Source organism: Rhodococcus sp. WB1 (assembly GCF_001700945.1).
Classification (GTDB): Bacteria; Actinomycetota; Actinomycetes; order Mycobacteriales; family Mycobacteriaceae; genus Rhodococcus; species Rhodococcus aetherivorans.
This window is the reverse complement of record NZ_CP015529.1, coordinates 4,299,022-4,321,280: the sequence shown is the minus strand read 5'-3', so window position 1 is coordinate 4,321,280 and position 22,259 is coordinate 4,299,022. Positions and strand designations below refer to the sequence as shown.

At 69.6% G+C, this 22,259-nt stretch carries 21 protein-coding genes and 5 tRNA genes; 11 read left to right on the top strand and 15 right to left on the bottom strand.

The window, feature by feature from the left end:
- Window positions 1–56: 56 nt before the first annotated feature.
- From A4U64_RS19235 to A4U64_RS19215, 5 genes are all read right to left on the bottom strand, one after another.
- On the bottom strand, window positions 57–2,057 hold the full coding sequence (locus A4U64_RS19235; protein WP_029541514.1) for an LCP family protein: 2,001 nt from the start codon (window positions 2,055–2,057) through the stop codon (window positions 57–59).
- 148 nt (window positions 2,058–2,205) lie between these two features.
- On the bottom strand, window positions 2,206–3,348 hold the full coding sequence (gene dusB, locus A4U64_RS19230; protein WP_065922972.1) for a tRNA dihydrouridine synthase DusB: 1,143 nt from the start codon (window positions 3,346–3,348) through the stop codon (window positions 2,206–2,208).
- A 121-nt stretch (window positions 3,349–3,469) separates the two neighbouring features.
- The gene (locus A4U64_RS19225; protein ID WP_006936396.1) at window positions 3,470–4,426 is read right to left on the bottom strand and encodes an acyl-ACP desaturase; all 957 of its coding nucleotides are present in this window, start codon (window positions 4,424–4,426) and stop codon (window positions 3,470–3,472) included.
- 216 nt (window positions 4,427–4,642) lie between these two features.
- Window positions 4,643–5,218, bottom strand: a complete 576-nt coding sequence (locus tag A4U64_RS19220) for a DUF937 domain-containing protein (RefSeq protein ID WP_065922971.1) — start codon at window positions 5,216–5,218, stop codon at window positions 4,643–4,645.
- A gap of 58 nt (window positions 5,219–5,276) precedes the next feature.
- A complete protein-coding gene (locus A4U64_RS19215) occupies window positions 5,277–5,720 on the bottom strand; it encodes a hypothetical protein (RefSeq protein ID WP_029541520.1) in 444 nt (147 codons plus the stop codon).
- A 163-nt stretch (window positions 5,721–5,883) separates the two neighbouring features.
- On the opposite strand from A4U64_RS19215, the gene A4U64_RS19210 reads away from it, so the two are divergent.
- Entirely contained in the window at window positions 5,884–6,471 is a 588-nt protein-coding gene (locus A4U64_RS19210; RefSeq protein WP_029541522.1) for a hypothetical protein, read from the top strand.
- Between the two features lie 60 nt (window positions 6,472–6,531).
- On the opposite strand, the gene A4U64_RS19205 is transcribed toward A4U64_RS19210, so the two are convergent.
- Window positions 6,532–6,607, bottom strand: a tRNA-Lys gene (locus tag A4U64_RS19205).
- Between the two features lie 231 nt (window positions 6,608–6,838).
- Between A4U64_RS19205 and A4U64_RS19200 the strand changes: the two genes are divergently transcribed.
- The 5 genes from A4U64_RS19200 to A4U64_RS19180 all read left to right on the top strand — a co-directional run bounded on the left by A4U64_RS19200 (window position 6,839) and on the right by A4U64_RS19180 (window position 8,052).
- Window positions 6,839–7,492, top strand: a complete 654-nt coding sequence (locus A4U64_RS19200) for a TetR/AcrR family transcriptional regulator (protein WP_006936388.1) — start codon at window positions 6,839–6,841, stop codon at window positions 7,490–7,492.
- Window positions 7,493–7,590: 98 nt separating this feature from the next.
- Window positions 7,591–7,663 (top strand) — tRNA-Glu (locus A4U64_RS19195).
- 57 nt (window positions 7,664–7,720) lie between these two features.
- Window positions 7,721–7,794: transfer RNA gene (locus tag A4U64_RS19190), tRNA-Asp, on the top strand.
- Between the two features lie 37 nt (window positions 7,795–7,831).
- Window positions 7,832–7,908 (top strand) — tRNA-Phe (locus tag A4U64_RS19185).
- Between the two features lie 70 nt (window positions 7,909–7,978).
- Window positions 7,979–8,052 (top strand) — tRNA-Asp (locus A4U64_RS19180).
- Window positions 8,053–8,108: 56 nt separating this feature from the next.
- On the opposite strand, the gene A4U64_RS19175 is transcribed toward A4U64_RS19180, so the two are convergent.
- Window positions 8,109–9,794 (bottom strand): class I adenylate-forming enzyme family protein, encoded by a 1,686-nt coding sequence (locus A4U64_RS19175; RefSeq protein ID WP_050034650.1) that lies wholly within the window; start codon window positions 9,792–9,794, stop codon window positions 8,109–8,111.
- Entirely contained in the window at window positions 9,791–10,759 is a 969-nt protein-coding gene (locus A4U64_RS19170; RefSeq protein ID WP_006936384.1) for a cyclase family protein, read from the bottom strand. The genes A4U64_RS19175 and A4U64_RS19170 overlap by 4 nt, the downstream gene beginning before the upstream one ends.
- A 345-nt stretch (window positions 10,760–11,104) precedes the next feature.
- On the opposite strand from A4U64_RS19170, the gene A4U64_RS19165 reads away from it, so the two are divergent.
- Genes A4U64_RS19165 through A4U64_RS19155 form a run of 3 tightly spaced genes read left to right on the top strand, consistent with a single transcriptional unit; the run spans window position 11,105 to window position 14,161 of the window.
- Window positions 11,105–12,343, top strand: a complete 1,239-nt coding sequence (locus tag A4U64_RS19165) for a glycosyltransferase family 4 protein (RefSeq protein WP_006936381.1) — start codon at window positions 11,105–11,107, stop codon at window positions 12,341–12,343.
- A complete protein-coding gene (locus A4U64_RS19160; RefSeq protein ID WP_006936380.1) occupies window positions 12,343–13,074 on the top strand; it encodes a class I SAM-dependent methyltransferase in 732 nt (243 codons plus the stop codon). The genes A4U64_RS19165 and A4U64_RS19160 overlap by 1 nt, the downstream gene beginning before the upstream one ends.
- Window positions 13,061–14,161, top strand: a complete 1,101-nt coding sequence (locus A4U64_RS19155; protein WP_043799769.1) for a prenyltransferase — start codon at window positions 13,061–13,063, stop codon at window positions 14,159–14,161. Before A4U64_RS19160 ends, A4U64_RS19155 begins: the two co-directional genes overlap by 14 nt.
- Window positions 14,162–14,165: 4 nt before the next feature.
- Here A4U64_RS19155 and A4U64_RS19150 read toward each other — a convergent pair whose 3' ends face one another.
- The 7 genes from A4U64_RS19150 to A4U64_RS19120 all read right to left on the bottom strand — a co-directional run bounded on the left by A4U64_RS19150 (window position 14,166) and on the right by A4U64_RS19120 (window position 20,235).
- On the bottom strand, window positions 14,166–14,825 hold the full coding sequence (locus A4U64_RS19150; protein ID WP_006936377.1) for a class I SAM-dependent methyltransferase: 660 nt from the start codon (window positions 14,823–14,825) through the stop codon (window positions 14,166–14,168).
- Window positions 14,826–14,939: 114 nt separating this feature from the next.
- The gene (locus tag A4U64_RS19145) at window positions 14,940–15,710 is read right to left on the bottom strand and encodes an SDR family NAD(P)-dependent oxidoreductase (protein WP_084648669.1); all 771 of its coding nucleotides are present in this window, start codon (window positions 15,708–15,710) and stop codon (window positions 14,940–14,942) included.
- Between the two features lie 47 nt (window positions 15,711–15,757).
- Complete coding sequence (locus tag A4U64_RS19140) at window positions 15,758–16,123, bottom strand: carboxymuconolactone decarboxylase family protein (protein WP_006936371.1); 366 nt, start codon at window positions 16,121–16,123, stop codon at window positions 15,758–15,760.
- Window positions 16,120–16,962 (bottom strand): NAD(P)-dependent oxidoreductase, encoded by an 843-nt coding sequence (locus A4U64_RS19135; protein ID WP_051359241.1) that lies wholly within the window; start codon window positions 16,960–16,962, stop codon window positions 16,120–16,122. The genes A4U64_RS19140 and A4U64_RS19135 overlap by 4 nt, the downstream gene beginning before the upstream one ends.
- 29 nt (window positions 16,963–16,991) lie before the next feature.
- A complete protein-coding gene (locus A4U64_RS19130) occupies window positions 16,992–17,753 on the bottom strand; it encodes an SDR family oxidoreductase (RefSeq protein ID WP_065922970.1) in 762 nt (253 codons plus the stop codon).
- Between the two features lie 5 nt (window positions 17,754–17,758).
- The gene (locus A4U64_RS19125; protein WP_050034655.1) at window positions 17,759–19,240 is read right to left on the bottom strand and encodes an aldehyde dehydrogenase; all 1,482 of its coding nucleotides are present in this window, start codon (window positions 19,238–19,240) and stop codon (window positions 17,759–17,761) included.
- 398 nt (window positions 19,241–19,638) lie between these two features.
- The gene (locus A4U64_RS19120; RefSeq protein ID WP_029541579.1) at window positions 19,639–20,235 is read right to left on the bottom strand and encodes a TetR/AcrR family transcriptional regulator; all 597 of its coding nucleotides are present in this window, start codon (window positions 20,233–20,235) and stop codon (window positions 19,639–19,641) included.
- Window positions 20,236–20,307: 72 nt separating this feature from the next.
- Here A4U64_RS19120 and A4U64_RS19115 point away from each other — a divergent pair, with 72 nt between their 5' ends.
- Complete coding sequence (locus tag A4U64_RS19115; protein WP_006936358.1) at window positions 20,308–21,492, top strand: aromatic ring-hydroxylating oxygenase subunit alpha; 1,185 nt, start codon at window positions 20,308–20,310, stop codon at window positions 21,490–21,492.
- On the top strand, window positions 21,489–22,256 hold the full coding sequence (locus A4U64_RS19110; protein WP_065922969.1) for an enoyl-CoA hydratase/isomerase family protein: 768 nt from the start codon (window positions 21,489–21,491) through the stop codon (window positions 22,254–22,256). Before A4U64_RS19115 ends, A4U64_RS19110 begins: the two co-directional genes overlap by 4 nt.
- The last annotated feature ends 3 nt before the right edge of the window (window positions 22,257–22,259 follow it).

Here is a 22,259-nt window from a genome sequence, read left to right as displayed (position 1 = left end):
GCCGAGTCACGAGCAGCGGGTGAACGCCGGGTGAATGGACGGGCTCGAGGTGCTGCTCAGGCGCAGGAATCGTCGCCCGCGTTGGTGATCGACAGGTCGACCGGCAGCTCGTTCTCCTCGGCGGCCTGGATCGGCACCGTCGGCAGGACCGAACCCACCTCGGTCGGAGCCGCGATGCTGCCGACGAACCCGGTGCCGAGGACGAGTTCCACGATGCCGCCGAGGTCCTGGGACTCCTGCAGCACGGCCCCCGGAACTGCGGAGGCCAGCGTCAACGCCTCGGCCTCCTGCCCGGGCGAGAAGCGGACGACGGTCTCCTTGCTCGTCCCGGAGTAGTTGCCGACGCTGTAGATCGGGAAACCGTAGGCGCCGAGTTCTTCCGCGGTCCGGGCCGCGAGGCCGGATTCGCCGGAGGCGTTGGACACCTGCACCGACACCGTCGAGGGGTCCACCGCGGTCTGTGCAGGCAGCGGGGCTGCCGGCGGCGCTGACGATTCCGGCTCGGGAACATCGCGTTTCTCGCCGGGGAGCGGTTCGTCGTCGATGATCGCGTTGAAGATCGCCTTGATGTCGTCGAGACGCGGAATCTCGTTGCCCCACTCGTTGGTTCCGGCCGTCGGCACGGTGAGGAAGGTGACGGCGCCGGCTTCGACCCGCTGCAGCGAGCGGCCGAGCCGGACGAGGGACTCGGTGTCGACGTTCTCGACGAACGTGGCGCGGGTGAACGCGTTGATGAACCCGTTCAGCTTGCCGGGGTCGAACAGGACCTTGTTCGACATGGCCGAGCGCAGCAGTGACGACAGGAACTTCTGCTGCCGGGTGATACGCCCGTAGTCGCCGTTGCCCTCCGACTCGACCTTGCGGGCCCGCACGTAGTCCAGGGCCCGGCGGCCGTCGAGGGTGTGGGTGCCCGCCGTCTCGATGATGGTGCCGAGTTCCCCGTCGACCAGGGGGGTGGGTGTGCACACCTCGACGCCGCCGACCTCGTTGACCATGCTCTCGAAGCCCGCGAAGTCGATTCCGACGAAATGCCCGATCTTCAGGCCGGACAGCTTCTGGATCACCTTCACCAGGCACTTGGGCCCGCCCAGCGCGTAGGTGGCATTGAGCTTGTCGCCCTCGGCTGCGGGGAACGTCTCCGACGTGTACTCGCCGGTGGTGCTGTCCCAGCCGCGGCACACGGGCCGCGTCACGTCCAGGTCGCGCGGAAAGGAGACGGCGACGACGCGACTGCGGTCGGCGGGGATGTTGACGAGGATGACGGTGTCGGCGCGTGCGCCCTCGGCGTCGGCGACGGTGCCGGCGCCGACCGCGCCGCTCGCCCCGGCGCGGGTGTCGGTGCCGATGATCAGGTAGGTCTCGTCGCCGGTCTGCCCGCCGGGGTCGACGATGTCGGTGGATTCGGTGTCCAGCGCCGCGATCTGGGCGAATCCGGCCTCGGTGGAACGCACGTAGCCCCACACCAGGCCGCTGCCGACGAGGGTCAGCACGGACAGCAGCGCCAGAACGGTGCGGCCCACGGTCGCGAGGCGCCGGCGTTTGCGGCGCTTGTTCAGAGCCAGCCTGCTCAGGCCGTCGCCCCCGACGGCCTGGGGCAGCGCGGGCGGCTGGTCGGGGTCGTCGCTCCGCCGTCCGGCACGGTCGTCGCGCGGGGGTGGGGGCGGCGGGCCGGTCGGCGGGGCCGCGGCCACGGGCGGGATCTTCTCGGTGGGGTCGTCGTCGACGGCCGGCGTCCGCCGCGGCCGGCCCGGCTGCGGGCCCGGCACGGCCGGTTCGGGTTCGGGGTGCCGCCCGGGCGGGCTGTCGCGCCCGACCTTGTTCATCAGCGCGGCGACGGTGACCTGATCGGGATTCTCGTCGGGGGCGGCCGAGCGGCGGGGGCGGCCGGTATCGGCGCCCCGGCCCGACGGCGCGGGTCCGGCGTCGGCGGGCGGCGCAAGACCCTCCGGACGTCGTCGCACCCGGCCGGAATGTGAGCTGCGATACCCGGAGTCGGCGATAGGACGTTCCCAGGGAGCGCGACTGTCGGGCAGGCCCGACTCGTGCTCCTCACCCACCGATTCCCTCGCCTCTCCGCGGATGTTCCGCTCTCGTACGCATCCGCCACCACGGCGATTCCGTCATGATACTGGCGGCCTCGATCCGGATCGAGGCGTCCGCCGAGCACCGGTCCGGTTCGTCCGGCCCGCACGGCGGACCCTGCGGTCAGCCGCCCGAGTGCATGACGTCGGCGCCCGCCGGCACCATGCAGTCCTCCGGGTCGTCGAGCCAGCCGTCCGGCAGTGCGACGGTACCGGGGGAGCCCTGGCGACCGCGCGGGCCCTCCGCGTCCTTCGGGAAGGGCACGGTCGGATCGAGCCGGCCGAGCAGGTCGTCCAGCTCGGCGAGACCGGACACGCGCGCCAGGGCGTTGCGCACGTCGGATCCGGCCGGGAAGCCGCGCAGGTACCAGGCGATGTGCTTGCGAATCTCACGCATGCCGCGGTCCTCGCCGTGGTGGTCGGCGAGGAGTTCGGCGTGCCGGCGCATGATGGCCGCCACCTCGCCCAGGTTCGGCGGGGTGGGCATGGGGGTGCCGTTCAGTGCGGCGCTGAGTTCGGCGAACAGCCAGGGCCGGCCGAGGCATCCGCGTCCGACGACGACGCCGTCGCAGCCGGTCTGCTCTATCATCTTCTGGGCGTCCTCGGCGGCGAAGATGTCGCCGTTGCCCAGCACCGGCACGTCGGTGACGTGCTCCTTGAGGCGGGCGATCTCGTTCCAGTCGGCCTCACCCGAGTAACGCTGCGCGGCCGTGCGGGCGTGTAGCGCGACGGCGGCGGCGCCCTCGGCCGCCGCGATCCGGCCCGCGTCGAGGTGAGTGTGATGATCGGCGTCGATGCCGATGCGGAACTTCACGGTCACCGGGATGTCGGTGCCCTCGGTGGCGCGGACGGCGGCCGCGACGATGTTGCCGAACAGCCGCCGCTTGTACGGCAGCGCCGAGCCGCCGCCCTTGCGGGTGACCTTCGGCACGGGGCAGCCGAAGTTCATGTCGATGTGGTCGGCGAGGTTCTCGTCGACGATCATCTTCGCGGCCTGGTACGTGACGTCCGGGTCGACGGTGTACAGCTGCAACGATCGCGGCGTCTCGGTGGGACCGAACGTCGTCATGTGCATCGTGACGGGGTGGCGTTCCACGAGTGCCCGGGCGGTGACCATCTCGCACACGTACAGCCCCGACGTGCTCCCCGACCGCTCGAGTTCGAGTTCGCGGCACAGGGTGCGAAAGGCGACATTGGTGATTCCCGCCATCGGCGCGAGTACGACCGGGCTGTTCAACTCGAGCGAGCCGATGCGAAGGGGTGACATGAAAAAACCTCGAAGACGGCGTGAAGAAGAAGGGCGTGCAACTGTGCCCGGCACCGAATCCGGTACCGGGCACAGGATAGCTGTTCGGGGCCGCTGCTCCCGAATCACGGAACGGCCTGGATCAGGACGCGGCCTCGTTGCGCTCGCGGCGGGCGGCCTCGCGGGCGAGGGACCGATCGCGCATCTCCTCGAACTTCACCGCCTGCTTCTCGAGATCCTCGAGGAAGGTGCCGAGCTCGTCGAGGATGCGGGCGCCCTCGGCACCGAAGTCCTCACGCTCGAAGATGCGCCACTTGCGGAGCACCGGCATGACCACCTCGTCGAGGTGCTGACGCAGGTCGTAGATGCCGTGCTTGGCCATCAGCACGCCGTTGCGGCGGAAGTTGGGCATACCGGCGCCGGGCATCTGGAAGTTCTTCAGCACGTCTGTGATCGCCGCGAGGGTCTGGTCCGGGGCGACGTCGAGGGCCGCTTCGCAGATGTTGCGGTAGAAGATCATGTGCAGGTTCTCGTCGGCGGCGATGCGCTGGAGCATCTTGTCGGCGATCGAGTCGTGGCACGCCCGGCCGGTGTTGCGGTGCGAGACGCGGGTGGCCAGCTCCTGGAAGGTGACGTACGACACCGAGTGCAGCATCCCGACCTCGTTGGGCGAGGCGAACCCGTTGGTCATGTGCTCCATGCGGGCGTTCTCGAGGGCGACGGGGTCGACACCGCGGGTGACGACGAGGTAGTCGCGCATCACGATGCCGTGGCGGTTCTCCTCGGCGGTCCAGCGGCCCACCCAGGTGCCCCAGGCGCCGTCGCGCGAGAAGCTCTCGGCGATCTCGCGGTGGTAGGACGGCAGGTTGTCCTCGGTGAGGAGATTGGTGATCATCGCGGCCTTGGCGACCTCGTCGAGCTTCGACTGCTCGGGCTCCCAGTCCACGCCACCCATGGCGGCGAAGTTGCGCCCCTCGTCCCAGGGCACGTAGTCGTGGGGGTGCCAGTCCTTGGCCATCGAAAGGTGGCGGTTGACGTTCGCCTCGGCGACGGGCTCCAGCTCGCGCAGAAGCTCCAGCTGAGTCAGAACTCGCGTCATTCCGTTTACCTCTCCATAACTGTGCGTGTCACGTACGAATTACAGCCTACGGCACCGTAGGTTCGGCACCCGTTTGTCTGTTACCTGTTCCAAGTTCGGCCGACCGGGGCCTACCCGCCGATGGGATCACTCACAGACGGCGACGTCGTTATCATACCGGGGCGCGAACGGCGTCCCGGGGCGACGCGCGGGGGCAATCCATATCCCGCCGTGACCTCAGCGCTTGCCGGCGCCGAGGAGTCCGCCGAGCAGCTCGCCCAGGCCACCCCCGTTGCCGCCGAGAACGCTGCCGAGCACTCCGTCGAGACCGCCGCCGCTTCCGGTGCCGTTCGTCGCGCTGCGCAGGAGCCCGCCCAGCAGCTCGCCCAGGCCGCCCTGGCCGCCGGAACTTCTGCCGACCTGCTCGGCCAGGTACGTCAGCACGATCGGGGCGAGGATGGGCAGCAGCCGTGCGACGAGGTCGTTGCCGCCCGCGCCGTCGGCTCGGCCCAGCGTCTGCACGACCCGGTCCTTGTGGTCGCCGAACACGTTCGCCACGATCCGGTCGCCGTCCGCGGTGTCCACGTCGGTCACGTCCACTCCACCGTCGAGCAGGGCCGGGTTCCGGTGCTGGTCGAGCGCGGACAGCAGGGACGAGGCGCCGTCCGGATGCCGTGTGTTCGCCTCGAGGCCGCCGACCAGCGTGGGCAGGGCGGCCCGCACCGCCGTCGCCGCCGTCTGCTCGTCCACGTCGAGCCGGCGGGCGATCTGGTCGACCGGAATCCGCGAGAGGAGATCGTCGAGGGAAGGCATGGGAACCGAGGGTAGCCACCGTGGTCGCCCGCTCCGGGATCCCGCGTCGGCGTTTCGGCTACGCGGACGCCCGCCGCCCCGCGATCACCGCGCACAGCAGGGCGACCCCCAACCCGCTGAGCAGTAGCACGAACCCCGTCTGGTTGGTCAGCGCGGTAGCGTGGTTGACCTGCACGTAGTCGCCGAACCGCTGATAGACCCGCACCGCGAAGGCGCCGGCCGCGACGAGGCCGATCACCACCCCGGCCCAGCCGGCCACCGCCGAGTCGAACAGGGCGGCCAGGAGCAGCAGCACGGCGGCGAGCACGAGCGGCGCCGCCAGGGTCTGATGGACGGGCAGGTCGGCTGCGCCGAGGGCGGAGACGTCGCCGGCCGCGATCCCGTCGCGCAACTCGGTCAGCGGGACGTCGGTCGGCCGGGTCCCGGCCAGCACCGGGAGAAACGAGCCGATCCCCAGGGCGACGGCGGACAGGAACAGACCCAGGTCCACGAAGCTGCGCACGCCACTCCCATCGATCGTCGGATCGGTTTTGTGAGCGACCACACCCTAACCGCAACTCGGGTGCGGCAGCAGCGCGGAACCGACGATTCGGGCGCCGTGTCGGGCTTGCGGGTACGTAATCTGAGGGGAGCGGCACACCCGGACCCGGAAGGGGAACAACGCAATGGTGGGCAACGAGACGGTGCAGCGGTCGGGGCTTCCGCCGTGGGCCAAGAAGGCCCTGTGGAGCGTCGGGGCCCTGCTCGCGCTGGTGGTCGCGTACTTCGTGCTGGCGGCATTCGTCCCCCGGTGGTGGGCGCAGCGTATCGCCGGGCTGGCCGATGCCGGCTTCGCCCGCGGGATAGCCTGGGGCCTGCTGTTCGGCCTCGTGTGCACGTTCGTGCCGTTGGCCCTGTTCGCCGCCGCATGGCGGATCAGGACGTGGCGCCGGCACCGCGTCCTGCAGGTGGTGTTCGCCGCCGCCGCCGTGGTGGTGGCGATCCCCAACCTGATGACGTTGAGCATCGTGCTGGGCAACGGGAACGCGGCCCATGCGGGGGAGCGGATCCTCGACGTCGACGCCCCCGGCTTCCGGGGCGCGACGCTCGTCGGTGCCGTCGTCGGCGTGATCGTGTTCCTGGTGTTCGCGGCCCTGAGTTACACGTACCGCAAACGCGGTCGCGACCTCGAGCGGGAGCGTGACGAGCGGGGCCGGCAGGAGCCGGAGCTACGAAGCGACCGGCCGGGCAAGGTGGCCGGCGCTCCGGAGTAACGGGCGACGACGAGCCGCCTCGTGCCGGGGCGCTCCCGTCCTTCCGGACGGACGAGGGTGTGGTGCCCCCACCAGGGCTCGAACCTGGGACCTGCGGATTAAAAGTCCGTAGCTCTACCAACTGAGCTATAGGGGCGTGGGCGCACAGTCTAGCTGCATCGCGCCGGACAACAGTATCGGACGCGCGGGCCGTTCGAAGGCTCGGGTGCGCACCCCCTGCGGCGCACCCGAGCCGCGCAAAAGCATACCACTTGGTGTGTTCTCTGCGAAGGCCGGAAAACGCCTGGTTGCGGGCGTGGGGGCCGGACGGCGGCTACAGTGGCGTCCGGGGGGGACTGCCGGTCACGTACGGAGGCACGAACCCCCCATGTCACGTCAGCAAGAGCGGGCGCGGCGCACACGCGCGGCGATCGTCGAATCCGCGGCGATCGAATTCGCCCGGCGCGGATACGGCGCCGCCTCGGTCAACGCGATTCTCGAGCACTCCGGGGCCACCAAGGGTGCGATGTACTTCCACTTCGATTCGAAGGAAGCGCTCGCCCGGGCGGTGCTCGCGGAGGGCCTCGAGCGCTACCGGGTGATCGCCGACCGGTGGCTGGACGCGCCGGGGCTCGATCCGTTCGAGCGGCTGTACGGCCTCGTCGGAGATCTCGCCGATGCCCTGCACGGCGACGTCATCATCCAGGCAGAGTTCAAGCTCGTGACCGAGCCCGAGTTCGACGCGGAGGCCAAACTGCGCGGCAGCTCGGTGTGGGGGAAGGCCGGTCACCGGCTCGCCGTCGAGGCGCAGGAAGCGGGGCTGTTCCGTGCCGGGGTCGACCTCGAACGGTTCCTGGGTGTGCTCAGTGCGTGCCTGGCCGGGCAGCGCTACTTCCACGACCTCACCGCGGAGGACGTCGACGTCCGGGCCCGGTTCGCGGAATGCCTGGACGTCTGCCTCGAGGCGACGGCTGCGCCGCAGTGGCTCGAGCGGCGGCGTGGTGCGCCGGAGTTGCGCCTCGAAGGCGAACAACCGGCGTGACCTGCTGATTTGTGAATCCGGAAACCCGTGTCCTAAGCTATCCAAGCTCCCAACGGAACGCGAACCCGTTGAGGGTGCGGGTCGGAGTAATCCGGCGGGCCCCCTTCGTCTAGCGGCCTAGGACGCCGCCCTTTCAAGGCGGTAGCGCGGGTTCGAATCCCGTAGGGGGTACGCTTGCGGAAGCAGTATCACCGCATGCAGTACGGTTTGACCACAAGTGAAGAGCATGGCCCTGTGGCGCAGTTGGTTAGCGCGCCGCCCTGTCACGGCGGAGGTCGCGGGTTCGAGTCCCGTCAGGGTCGCAGAGTTGGCAATTGGCATTCGGTTCGGGTGCCGTCCGGCCAGGTAGCTCAGTTGGTACGAGCGTCCGCCTGAAAAGCGGAAGGTCGCCGGTTCGATCCCGGCCCTGGCCACCACACAATTTCATACGGTAGACCCACCGCTCGGCGGTGGGTTTTCTGTGGAAACCCCTTCGGGGGTGCACACGGCCCTGTGGCGCAGTTGGTTAGCGCGCCGCCCTGTCACGGCGGAGGTCGCGGGTTCGAGTCCCGTCAGGGTCGCTTCACGGCGAAGGCCCGGTCCCGAAACGGACCGGGCCTTCGCCGTCCCGACCGGTTCAGCCGCGGGCCCGGAGTTCCCGGCGAAGAAGCTTGCCGGACACGGTCTTCGGGATCTCGTCGATGATCTCCACCAGCCGCGGGTACTTGTACGCCGCCATTCTCTCCCTGGCGAAGGCGATCAGTTCCTCCGCGGTGACCGAATGCCCCGGACGGAGGCTGACGAACGCCTTGACCGTCTCGCCGCGGTAGCTGTCCACCACCCCCACCACCGCGGCCTCGCGCACCGCTTCGTGCTCGTAGAGCACGTCCTCGACCTCTCTCGGCCAGACCTTGTACCCACCGGCGTTGATCTGGTCCTTCTTGCGGTCGACGATGTAGAACCAGCCGTCGGCGTCCATGTACCCGACGTCCCCGGTGTGGAGGGCACCCCCGGGCAGTGCGGTCGCGGTCTCCTCAGGCTTGTTCCAGTAGCCGGCGACCACCTGCGGGCCCGACGTGACGAGCTCGCCCACCGCACCGACGGGAAGGTCGTTGCCGTCCTCGTCGACGATCCGCACGACGGTGTCGAAGGTCGGGACTCCGACCGACAGGGCGCCGGACGCCTCGTCCACCGGAGCCCGGGTGCCGAACGGAACCGCATGCGAGGGGGAGGTGGTTTCGGTGAGGCCGTAGATGTTGTGGATGTACGTCCCGGAGAATCTCTCGAACGCCGCGACGGTGCTCGGTGGTATCGGCGCTCCGCCGGAGAAGATCTTGGTCAGCGTCTTCAGCGACTCCCCGCGGGCGCCGGGGGCGTTCATCAGCGCGATGAACACGGTGATCGAGCCGACCGTGAACGTCGCCCGCTCCACCGCCACCGTTTCGAGGGTCACGCCGGGGTCGAGCCGGTACATCAACACCAGCGGCGCACCTGTCAGCAGGGCGACAGCGATGTGCCCGACGAGCCCGGTGATGTGGAACAGCGGGGCGATTCCCAGCACGACGTCGTCCGCGCCGAGTCCCACCCATTCCCGGTAGGTGCGGGCGTTGAACACCACGTTGCGGTGAGTGGTCATCGCGCCCTTCGGTGGCCCGGTCGTACCGGACGTGTAGGTGAGGAACGCGATGTCGTCCGGGCCGAGAGTGTGCACGGGGACGGGCCGTCCCCGGAACTCGGCCAGGAGGGTCTGCAGGTCGAGGGTGTCGGGCAGATCGAGGCGTTCGATGCCGGAGAAGATCCGCTCGTCTCCGCGGGTCTGGTATTCGAGTTCGGACGTGGTGATCACGATCCGGACGGCGGTGCCGGCGACGACGTGCTGTGCGACGTCCCGGTACAGCCCCTGGAGTGCGACGAGCACGGTAGCCCCCGAGTCCAGGAGGATTTCGCCGAGCTCGCGTTCCTTGTTCATGGGGTTGACGGAGACCGGGATGCCGCCGGCCTTCCAGACACCGAGCTGCGCCACGACGAACTGCGGGACGTTCTGCAGGAACAGCGCCGCCCGCTCACCCGGGCGGAAGCCGTGGGCCGTCAGTGCGGCCGCGAACGCGTCGGACTGCTCGTCGAGTTCGCGGCGGGTCAGGCGCCCGTCGAAGTAGCGGATGATGTCCGCGTCCGGATCGTGAGCGACGGTGGCGCGGAACATCTCCAGCGCGTCGGTGTACTCCGGCTCGATGTGGATCGGCAGGCCGGGCGCGTAGCGCGCGAGCCAAGGCTTGCTGTCGTAGACGCCCGTGCGTGCGTCGCGGGGTCCGGCTGCGCTCATCGGATGACGACCGGATTGACCGGAGCGCCCGTGCCGCCCACGACCTTCAGTGGTGCCGCGGTGTACAGGAAGGTCCAGCGGTTGTCGGCGGCGCACGCGTCGGCGAGGTCCTCGAGCCAGGCGATCTCGGTGAGGGCCACACCGAGATTGCGCATGAGCGCGCAGTGCAGGGGCAGCGCCACGCCACTGGCCGGGTCGGTGGTCACCTCGTTGGCGATGGTGTCCGTGACCAGGTTGGGGATCTCCCGGTTCCGGAACCATTCGACCAGTTCGCGGCTGTAGGTCAGGCCGGGTTCGCAGAAGTCGGTGTAGAACTCGGTGGTGTCGTCGAGGCTGTACCAGTACTTCAGCCAGCCGGTCCGGATCACGAGGATGTCGTGCGGTTCGATGGTCACGCCCTGGGCGGCGGCGGCCGCCTCGAGGTCGTTGTGGTCGAAGGTCTCGCCGGCGCCGAGCCAGTCCTTGCCCCGGTGGCGCGCCATATCGATCAGGATCCCCCGGCCCACAACGCCCTTCTCGGCGATCGGCAGCACCGAGGCCTTGTCCATGCTGCCGACGGTGCTGCGCGCGTCGTATCCGTTCCAGAGTTTGCCGTCGTACCAGACGTGGCCGAGGGCGTCGTACTGGGTGGAGCCCTGCAGGAAGAGGGTGGCTGTGTCGTCGGCGTAGTGCAGTCCGCCGGGGAACTGCGGAGCGTCCTCGCCGTCCCACGACGATTCGTCGAGGGTGTTGCGGCGATCGATGCCGCTGCGGCTGGGCCACAGGGGATCGCCGGGGGCCTCCTTGCGGCCCATGTGGATCTGCAGGGTGAACACGTCGCCGGACTTGACCTCGCCGATTCCGCCGAGAACCTCCTTGGTGCCGAGGAAGTTCAGAGCTCCGAGCTCATCGTCGGCGCCCCAGCGTCCCCAGTTGCTGGGGGCGTCGTCGCCGAGCAGTTCGCGCATGGACGGGGCGTCGGACATACCGTCTCCTTTTCGGGTCGAGGTGCACTCGTCGCTCACCGAGCGTTCGTACGGTAAGCGTGCGCTTATGGTGTAGGTCACATCGCCGGGTGTCAACCCGCGGAGGACGAGGGCGCGCCGCCCGCTCGCAATGCGCACCGCAGGCCCGGTCCGGTGTCGTCCCGGCGGGTCTTCGACGGCGGAACGGCTCGCCACCCTGTACGTTCAGTTTGCACTGGACCTGGTGCGGTTCCGGCGCTGATCCGCAGGGCTGCGCCGGGTTGCACGTCGGACGAGAACATGTTCTAGAGTGAGTTCGATCTTCTGGACGGACCCGCTCCGGCGACACGACGAACGAGGTGATCTGTGCGAATAGCTCTGCTGTCGTACCGCAGCAAGCCGCACTGCGGTGGTCAGGGCGTGTACGTTCGACACCTCAGCCGCGAGCTCGCGGCGCTCGGCCACGACGTCGAGGTGTTCTCCGGCCAGCCGTACCCCGAGCTGGACGACGGGGTGACCCTGGTGAAGGTGCCCAGTCTCGACCTCTACCGCGAGGACGATCCGTTCCGCTTTCCGCACCCGCGCGAGATTCGCGACGCGATCGACCTCCTGGAGCTGGGCACGATGTGGACGGCGGGTTTTCCGGAGCCGCTGACCTTCAGCCTGCGCGCCGCCAGGCTGCTGCGGGCCCGGGCCGCCGAGTTCGACGTCGTGCACGACAATCAGTGCCTCGGCTACGGCCTGCTCCGCATCGCGGACGCGGGCCTGCCACTGGTCGCGACGATCCACCACCCGATCACCCGCGACCGGGAACTGGACCTCGCGAGCGCGCCGACGTTGCGCCGCAAGCTCACCCTGCGCCGTTGGTACGGGTTCCTGCGCATGCAGGCCCGGGTGGCGCGGCGCATCCCCACCCTGCTCACCGTCTCGAAGTCCTCCGAGGACGACATCCGTACCGCCTTCGAGATCCCCGAGGGGCGGCTGCGCACGATCCCGCTGGGCGTCGACACCGAGGTCTTCGCCCCGCCGACGGCCGAGCGCGTGCCCGGCCGCATCGTGTGCGTGGCCAGCGCGGACGCGCCGCTCAAGGGCGTCGCCAACCTGCTCGAGGCGGTGGCGAAGCTGCGCACCGAACGGCGGGTCGAGCTGGTGCTCGTCACCCGGCTCGCGCCCGGCGGGGTCACCGAGAAGCTGATCGAGCAGCTGGCCATCGGCGACGCGGTGCGCACCGTCTCCGGGATCGACGACCGCGAGCTGGCCGAGCTGCTCGGTTCGGCGCAGGTGGCTGTGGTCCCGTCGCTCTACGAGGGGTTCTCGCTGCCCGCGGTCGAGGCCATGGCCTGCGCCACCCCCTTGGTCGCGAGCCGCGCCGGCGCGATCCCCGAGGTGGTCGGCGACGCGGGCATCCTCGTGCCTCCGGGGGACAGCGAACAGCTGGCCGCGGCGCTGGCGCGGGTTCTCGACGATCCCGCCGAGCAGATCCGTCTCGGGTCGGTGGCACGGGCACGCGTGCTCGAGCGATTCAGCTGGGCGGCCGTGGCCGCCCGGACCGTCCGGGCCTACCAGGACACCGTGGCGGCGCAGGCAGGAAGGACGAACACCTGATGCTGACAGTCGATTTCGACCGGCTCGGGGTCAAGCCCGGCGACCGTGCCATCGACATCGGGGCGGGCGCGGGCCGGCACTCGTTCGAGCTCTACCGTCGGGGCGCCGACGTGGTGGCGTTCGACCGCAGCGCGGAGGACATGAAGGCCGTCGGCGACATGTTCGCGGCGATGGAACTCGAGGGCCAGGTCCCCGAGGGTGCCCTCGCCCGGGCCGAGGTGGGCGATGCCCTCGCCCTGCCCTACGACGACGAGACCTTCGACGTCGTGCTGATCTCCGAGGTGCTCGAGCACGTGCCCGAGGACGACCGTGCCATCGCCGAATTCGTGCGTGTGCTCAAGCCGGGCGGCGTCGCGGCCGTCACCGTGCCGCGGTGGCTGCCGGAGAAGATCTGCTGGGCGCTGTCCGACGCGTATCACGAGGTCGAGGGCGGGCACGTGCGGATCTACAAGGCCGACGAGCTCGCGGCCGAGCTGACCTCGGCAGGCCTGACGGTGCGCGGCCGGGAGCACGCGCACGCCCTGCACTCGCCGTACTGGTGGCTCAAATGCGCTGTGGGCGTCGACAACGACGACAACCCCCTGACGAAGGCGTATCACCGGCTCCTCGTGTGGGACCTGATGCAGGGGCCGTGGCTGACGCGCACCGCCGAGTCGTTGCTGAACCCGGTGCTCGGCAAGAGCGTCGTGTTCTACCTCGAGAAGCCGACGGTTCCCGTTGCCGGCCGCTGACTTCCGCCCCGGCGGGGCACGGCCGGCGGTTCCGGCCGTGCCGGGAGTGCTGTCCGAGGAACAGTGCCTGCACACCGCCCGCGCGATCGCCGACATGCAGGAGTCCTCCGGAGCGATCCCGTGGTTCCCCGGTGGTCACACGGATCCGTGGGACCACATCGAGTCCGCGATGGCTCTCACCGCCGCGGGGTTGCTCGAAGAGGCGGAGGCGGCCTTCGACTGGTCCCGTCGCACCCAGCGGCCGGACGGCTCGTGGCCCATGCAGTTCCGCGAGGATGCCGTCGAAAACCACGACGCCGACTCGAACTTCACCGCATACATCGCGGTGGGGGTGTGGCACCACTACCTCGTCACAGGCGACGTCGACCACGTGGAACGGCTGTGGCCGACGGTGCGGACGGCCCTCGACCATGTGCTCGAGTTGCAGGCGCCAGGCGGTGAGATCTACTGGGCACGAGGAGAACACGGCGCGGCCGACGAGGCCCTGCTGACGGGGTGCTCGAGCATCCACCACAGCCTGCAGTGCGGCCTGCGCCTCTCGGAGGTGGTCGGCGATCCCCACCCGGACTGGGAGGTCGCGTGGTATCGGCTCGGGCACGTGCTGCGCCGGCACCCGGAGGCGTTCGCGCCCAAACCGGAGTACTCGATGGACTGGTACTACCCGGTCCTCGGCGGCGCGGTGCGCGGTGCGCCGGCCCGGCAACGGATCCGGGAACGCTGGGACGATTTCGTGGTCGGAGGTCTCGGAATCCGCTGCGTCGACCATCGGCCGTGGGTGACGGGGGCCGAGACCTGCGAACTCGTGCTCGCGCTGGACGCGATCGGTGAGGCCGCGACGGCCCGGGAACTGCTCGCGGCCATGCAGCATCTGCGCGATCCGGACGGGTCGTACTGGACCGGAATGGTTTTCACGGACGGTAAGCGCTGGCCCGTGGAGAAGAGCTCCTGGACCAGTGCCGCCGTGATCCTCGCCGCCGACGCGCTCTCACGCAGCACCGCGGGCAACGGTGTGTTCCGCGATGCCGCCGCACCCTCCGGATGGGTCGCGACCGAGAACTGCCACGAGGACTGCCGGGTGACGGTCTGAGCCGTCAGCCCGGCAGCACTCCGACGGTGCCACCGGTGCGTTCGAGCACCCGCAGCGACCCGGTCACCGACACCTCGGCGAACTCGCCGCTGCCGAGCGCGCGCAGGTAGACCTCGTACGGGGGTCGTCCGCCGTCCTTCGGGTCGGGGAACACGTCGTGGATGATCAGGGCCCCGCCGACACGCACCCAGGGAGCCCAGCCCGCGTAGTCCGCCTGCGCCGCCTCGCTGCTGTGACCGCCGTCGACGAACACGAACGCCGCCGGGGTCCGCCAGAACGCCGCGACCTGGCCCGACCGCCCCAGCACCGCCACGACGTGGGATTCGAGGTCCGCGTCGGCGAGGGTGTGGCGGAACCGGCCCACCGTGTCGAGCCGGCCGGTGTGCGCGTCGACGAGGGCCGGATCGTGGTACTCCCACCCGGGCTGGTGCTCCTCGGACCCGTGATGATGGTCGATCGTGACGATCGTGCCGCCGGTGGCCTTCGCGGCGGCACCGAGATAGACGGTCGAGCGCCCGCAGTAGGTGCCGACCTCGACACCGACACCGTCACCGAGGTAGCGCACCGCGGCGTCGTGCAGGGCCGTGCCCTCGTCGATCGGCATGAAACCCGGTGTCGCCTCGGCGAGTTCGATCATCTCCCGGGGCAGGGTGGTACGGGTCATGACGGCGGTCTCCGTTCGCTGCGGTCCGGTGGCGGGTGCTGAAGCGGCGTGTACTGACGAGCACATTACCCATCGCCGGTTCCGGTGCGGTACCCCGCGCACGGTGGGCGCCGGTCACGCGCCGTAACCGCCGTCGACGTCGAGTGTCTGCCCGGACACGAAATCCGCGCGGTCCGAGGCGAGGAACGCGACCGCCTCGGCGATGTCCTCGGCGTCGCCGAAGCGGCGCAGCGGAATGTTGTTCCGCGCGAACGACAGTGCGTGCTCGTCGAGATCGCCGGACCCGATCAGCCGGGCGGCCGTGCCGTCGGTGAGCATGCCCGGCCCCACCGCGTTCACGCGCACACCGAACCGTCCCTCCTCGGCCGCCAGGCCCCGCACGAGGGCCTCGATCGCACCCTTGGGCCCGGCCGACAGACCGTCCCGGACGGGGAACCGGCGGGTCGCGGCGGTGGTCACGGCGACGATGCTGCCCCGCGACTCCCGTAGCCGGGGCAGGGCGGGACGGACGAGGTTGAAGAACGCGCCCGCGTCGCCCACGAGCTGGTCGCGGAACTGCGCGGGCGTGACCCGGCTCAGGTGCAGCATCGGTACGTGCGGCCCCGCCGCGTAGACGAGAGTGTGCAGCGCACCGAAGGATTCGATCACCGCGTCCACGCCGCCGGCGGCCGCGGCACTGTCGCCCAGGTCCACCTGCAGCGACAGCACCTTCGCGCCGAGCGCGGACAGTTCGGTCGTCAGGGCTGCGGCGGCCGCCCCGCTGCGGCGGAACATGAACGCGACGTCGCTGCCGCGCTCGGCCAGCACCCGGCACACCGCTCGGCCGATCCCGCCGGTGCCGCCGGCCACGAGGGCCGCGCCCGGCCGGTCCGCGAAGTCCTGCACTCGTCACTCCCTGTGTTCTCGTGCCGCACGGTGAGCCGGTGGCAGGCTCACTTCGCCGCCTTGCGGCGCTCGGCGAGCACGCCGCCGATCATCGAGTCGAGCTTGGTGCCGAGCGGCCACCCCACGTAGTGGCACAGGAACAGGGCGATCTCCTTCAGCTGCTGTTCGTCGAGTTCCTCGTTGTGGAGGGCGGCGCCGACCTGGATCTCGGCCACGTCGATCAGTCCCTGTGCGGTGAGCGCACCGAGCAGCAGCAGCCGCCGGTCGCGGATACTGAGCCCGGGCCGGGACCAGATGTCGGCGAACAGGTGGTCCGCGGTGACGGCGAAGTGGTCGCCGGGCCCGTCCTGCATCTCCCAGCCGTACACCTTCGACATCATGTCCAGGCCGCGGCGGCGGCGATCGTCGGTCATATGCGTTCCTCCTGTCGGTTCCGGCTCTCGACGTCTCCGGTGCCGACGCCGAGTCCGGGTCCCAGACCGGTCAGTGCCCGCGTGGCCAGGGGCAGGTCGACGCCGAGACGGGCGCCGAGGCCGAGGGCCAGCGACAGGTCCTTCTCGCCCAGGGCGCGGACGTGGTCGAGGATCGGGAACCAGAAGTCGTCCGGCGGGATCGGTGCGGTGGTGTCCCGGAGCATGATCGCCCCGGCGCCACCGGTGATCGCGTCGGTGTGGCGGACCACCTTCCCGAGCGCGGTGATGTCCAGCCCGGCCGCCTCGGCGAGGCGCTGCGCCTCCGCGGCCGCGGTGAACGACACGAAGTGCAGTAGATTCCGGGCCAGCTTCATCCGGGTGCCCGCGCCGACCGGACCGGCGTGCACGACGAGGTCGGCGAACCGCGAGAACGGCTCGCGTACCGCGTCGAACGCCGCGTCGGAGGCGCCGACCATCACCGCGAGCCGGCCCTGCTCGGCGCCGGGGGCCCCGCCGCTGACGGGCGCGTCGACCAGTTCGACGCCGCGGTCGGCGCATTCGGCGGCGAGCTCGACGGCGGTGGTGTCGGCGATGGTCGAGTGGACCGCGATCACCGTGCCGGGCCGGGCCGTGTCGAGCAGCCCGGCGACGACGGTGCGGACCTGCGCGTCGTCGACCACGGTGACGCAGACGACGTCGCAGTCGCGCGCCAGGTCGGCGGGGTCGCCGGCGACCCGGGCGCCGGCCGCGGTGAACGGCTCGACGGCCTCGGGCCGGGCGTCGAGGACGGTGAGCCCACCCGGCCGGTCCAGCAGCCGCTTCGCCATCGGCGCGCCCATGTTGCCGAGGCCGATGTAGCCGAGCCTGGTCACGAGCGGATCACCTGGCCGCCGTCGACGTTGAAGATCTGCCCGGTGATCCAGTTCGCCTCGTCGGAGAGCAGGAACAGGCACATTCCCACCAGGTCCCCGGGCGTACCGATCCGCTTCAGCGGCAGTGTGGAGACCATGTCCGCCACCATGTTTCCCGGCGTGACGGTGCGGGTGGCCTCGGTGTCGATCGGACCCGGGGCGATCGCGTTGATGCGGATGTTCGAGCCGCCGAGTTCGACGGCCAGCTGCTGGGTCAGGCCGTTGACACCGACCTTGGCCAGGCCGTAGAAGCCGGAGTACACCCACGCGGCGGTCGAGGACTGGTTGACGACGGAACCGCCGCGGTCCGTCATGTGCGGCCACGCCGCGCGGGTGATGTTGAGCGCGCCGTCCATGTTCACGCTCATGAACTTCTTGTAGTAGTCCCACGGGACGGTGAGCAGCAGGTCGAGCTTTATGCCCCCGTAGATGGCGGCGTTGTTGACGACGTGGTCGATGCTGCCGAACGTCTCGACCGTGAAGGCGGCGAGCTCGGTGGCCGAGTCGGGATCGGAGACGTCGACGGTCTTGAAGACGGCGATGCCGCCGTCGGCGACGATCTGCTCGGCGACCTGCTCGCCGCGTTCGGTGTCGATGTCCGCGACGACGACGGAGGCGCCCTCGGCGGCAAGAGCTCTGGCGTACGCCTCGCCGATTCCCTGCGCCGATCCGGTGACGATCGCGGTGCGGTCGGCGAAACGCGTTGTGCTGCGGGTCATGTTCGTCAGCCTCTCTGCTTCGCCGCCGGTTCGGCGACGAGCTTGGTCTCCAGGTATTCCTCGAATCCGGCCACACCCATCTCGCGGCCGATTCCGGACTGCTTGTAGCCGCCGAAGGGAGCGTCGGCGGCGTACCAGATGCCTCCGTTGACGCCCAGGGTGCCGGTGCGGACCCCCTCGACGACCCGGCGGACCCGGTCCTCGTCGGTGCCCCAGACGGCTCCGGACAGGCCGTAGGGGGAGTCGTTGGCGATGCGGATCGCCTCGTCGTCGCCGTCGTAGGGGAGGACCACGAGGACCGGCCCGAAGATCTCCTCCCGGGCGACGCGAGCGGTGTTGTCGACCCCGGCGATCAGCGTCGGTTCGAGGAAGAAGCCACGCCGGTGCTCGGCGGGACGGCCGCCGCCGACGACGATCGTCCCGCCCTCCTCGACGGCGAGCCGCAGGTAGCCCTCGACCCGTGCGCGCTGGTGCTCGGAGATCAGCGGACCGCACACCGTGCCGGGCTCGTTCGGGTCGCCGGGCCGGATGCCGCGCAGGGCGTCGGCGGTGACGCGGACCGCCTCGTCGTAGCGGTTCCGGGGGACGAGCAGACGGGTCGTGATGGCGCAGCCCTGCCCGGCGTGGGTACACACGGTGAAGGCGGCCATCGAGCATGCGGCTCCGAGGTCGGCGTCGTCGAGCACGATGAACGCCGACTTTCCGCCGAGTTCGAGGAACACCTTCTTCAGCGTCTCCGAGGCGGCGCGCATCACCGACCGTCCGGTGGCGGTGGAGCCGGTGAACGACACGAGGTCCACCCGCGGGTCGGTGGCGAGCAGGGCGCCGACGGCATGGTCGCTCGACGTCACGATGTTCACGACGCCCGGCGGGATGTCGGTTTCCTCGGCGAGGATCCGGCCCACGACCGCGGCGCACCACGGGGTGTCGGGCGCGGGCTTGAGCACCACCGTATTGCCGGCGGCGAGCGCGGGACCCAGCTTGGCGAAGTTGATCTGGTGCGGGAAGTTCCACGGTGTGATCGCCCCGACGACACCGACCGCCTCGCGGAGCACGTAGCGGTGGGTGGGGATGCCCATCGGCGCGGCATTGCCGAGATCCTGTTGCCACGGGTAGTTCTCGGCCAGGTCGGCGAAGTACCCGAGATCGTCGACGGGGCCCTCGAGATGGGCGGCGGAGGTGAGGAACCGGGGTGCGCCGACCTCGGCGATGGTGATCGCCCGCAGTTCCTCGATGTGGCCGCGCAGCGCATCGCGGAGCTGACGCAGGCAGCGGGCGCGGAAGGCGTGCTCGCGGGACCAGCCGGTGGTGTCGAAGGCGCGACGGGCCGCCTCGATCGCGGCGTCCATGTCGGCGGCGGTGCCGTCGGCGGCGGTGCCGAGCACCTCCGCGGTGGCCGGGTTCACGACCTCGAACGTGCCGCCGGAGCCGGGAACCAGCTTGCCGTCGACGAGCAGAGCCGAGCTGTCGCCGGGAATCAGGGACATCGGACGTTTCCGTTCTGGAGATTGGAAAGTGTCAGGTGTAGTAGGAGATTCGGATGCGCACATGGCGGGGACCGGTCGGTACGCGATGCTGACGCCTTCGCTGCGTGCCTCGGGTGCCCCTTGTCTGGACAGTTGTCTGGACTATAGTTCGGACAAGTGCGTGACGCAATGCCCCGCGTCGCCCGGCGAAGCGGCACGCGTGCGGAGGGGCCGGACGATGGGACTGGGCACGAGTCGGCGCACGGCACGACGGTCGGTCCCCGGCGTGGGTACGCCGCGGCCCCGGGCCTCGGCGGCTCCTCCGGAGCCGGCTCCCCACGGGGTCGAGTGATCGGCCCGGAGCGGGCGGGGAACGCCCGATCGCGCGGCGTGGATGGGGAGTGGTGGTCCCGCGGGGTCTACGGGCGGGCGAGTAGCGACGGCACGACGAACGCGTACAGCTTCGCCCGCAACCGGTCGAGCGAGCCCGCACTGGCGCCGAGCGCACTGATGTAGTTCATCTCGATCTCCGACAGCCATTCGTAGAGCAGGTCCAGATCGACATCGGCGCGAAGCTCTCCGGACTCCCGGGCCTCGAGCAGAATCGGCTCCCACAGTTCGCGGGTGAGTTGGACGGCACGGCCCGAGGTCGCGAGCAGGGTTGTGGCGAGTGTTGCCTCGGCGGGGGAAACGAGGAGATGGATCATCGGGTCGCGGAGGCCTCGGCGGATATTGGCGCACAGGCCCTCGACGATCCGTTCGCCGAATGTCGGGTAATTCCGGATGCGCACTCGCCACGGCTCCATGTTCATCCGTGCGCGGCGGACGATCGACGCCACAATGAGCGATTCGCGGTCCGAGAAGTAGCGGTAGACGGTCGCCCGGGACATGTTTGCAGCTCGCGCGACGTCGGCCATCGTGGTCTTCGTGATACCGAACTGTTCGAAGCATGATTCGGCGGCGACAAGGATCGCTGCGCCGACGTCCGTGGTCTCGGTGTCCGTCTTGTGTGCCACGCATGCACCATACCGCCGGGTAATCTGGATAAGACACTAGACGCCACATGTCTCATGTGCCACGCTGGGGTCATGCAGCGTGAAGACAAGATCGACCTCACTCGGCGCCTGATCGCGCACGTCGACAACAACAGCACCGACTACGCGGACGAGATGCTTCGTGTTCCGTTCTCCGTGTTCAACGACCCCGAACTGGCGAGCCTCGAGCGTGACGCCGTGCGCCGATTTCCGCACATCGTGGCGCACATCGACGAGCTGAAGAAGACCGGCGACTTCGTCACCACCGAGCTCATCGGCACGCCGCTGCTGGTGATCAGGCAGTCCGACGGCAGCGTCAAGGCGTTCTCCAACGTGTGCCGGCACCGAGGTTCCAAGGTCGAATTCGAGGAATCGGGATGCAAGCGCCTCTTCAGTTGCCCCTACCACAACTGGGCGTACGGCCGTGACGGTGCGCTGCGGGGAATGCCTCACGCCGAAGGGTTCGACGGCCTGGATCGATCGCAGTACGGGCTGGTCGAGTTCCCGTGCGAGGTGCGGCACGGGCTCGTCTGGGTCGTGCCGACGGTCGGTGCCGAACTGGACATCGCGAGGGTGCTCGGTGAGAAGCACGACGCCGAGGTCGCCGACACCGGTATTGCCACGTCGTTCCAGGTCCGCAAGGAGACCTGGAAGCTCGACATGAACTGGAAGATCGCGGTCGACGGCGTGCAGGACTCCTACCATCTGTGCCAGCTGCACACCAAGACCGTGTGCAACTTCCTCGAGGGCAACATCACGGCCTTCGATCTCGTCGACAGGTCGTGGCGAATCGTTGTGGCGCGCAAGGCGATCACGGAGGTTCGCGATGCGGATCCGGATTCCTTCGATGTCCGCGACTACTCGCTCGCGAACTACACGATCTATCCCGGCACGATGCTGGTCACCGAGCCGAATCACTTCGAGGTCTGGACCATCGTCCCCGACGTCGACGATCCCAACGTCTCGTACTGCACCATCCGGTTGCTGTCTCCGGCCGAACCCACGACTCCCCGGGAGAAGCGGGTACTCGAGAAGAACTGGGAACTCCTGATGGAGACTCTCCACGCGGAGGACTGGTTCGTCACGAAGACGATCACCGACAACGTCGCGCACGGCCAGGTGGACGAACTCGTCTACGGACGGAACGAACTGCCTGGGCAGGTCTTCCACAAGATGATCTCGGGCGATGCCGCTGCGATCGCGGAGGAGCGGCGGAAGAAGGCCGGCGTGACGACATGACCTCGCGTGAGTTGCTCGAATCGTCTCCCGCACCGGGTGTACTGCAACTGACGTTGAATCGTCCGGAGGTACACAACGCGATCTCGCTGTCGCTGCAACGGGCACTCGACGAGACGCTGACCCGTGCAGCGTGCGACGACGCCGTCCGGGTCGTGGTGATCGCCGGGTCCGGTGAGCGCGCCTTCTCTGCAGGGTACGACCTGCAGGAACTCGCGGCACTGTCGTCGGACGCGAACCTGGAGGCGATGCTCGAGCGCGAGGAACTGCTCTGGCGGTATCTCGAATTCGCCAAGCCCACGATCGCGGCAGTTCAGGGCGTGTCGTACGGCGCCGGGACACTGCTCGCTGTCTGCTCCGACCTACGGGTCGGCGGATCGTCGACACAATTCACCGTGACTGCGGCGAAGTACGGTGGTGCGAACCTGACCTGGGTGCTCGACACCTTGATCGGGGCCGGACAGACGCGAGATCTGCTCATGACCTCGCGTCCCGTCGCCGGCGACGAGGCATATCGGATGGGCCTGCTCACCCGATACGCAGGTGACGGTGACGTTCTCGGGACCGCGCTGGAGGCCGCGGCGCAGATCGCAGCGCAACCGCCCGAGGCGGTCCGGGAGATCAAATCGCTTCTGCTCGCCGGGCATGGTAAGGATCTGCGCAGCCGCTACGACCGCGAGAACGCGGTCGCACGCACCGCGCTGCGCCCTCGCCCCATCGGCGACATGTTCACGGAATTCTTCGGTGCCCGTGCGGGAACCGACTGAAAG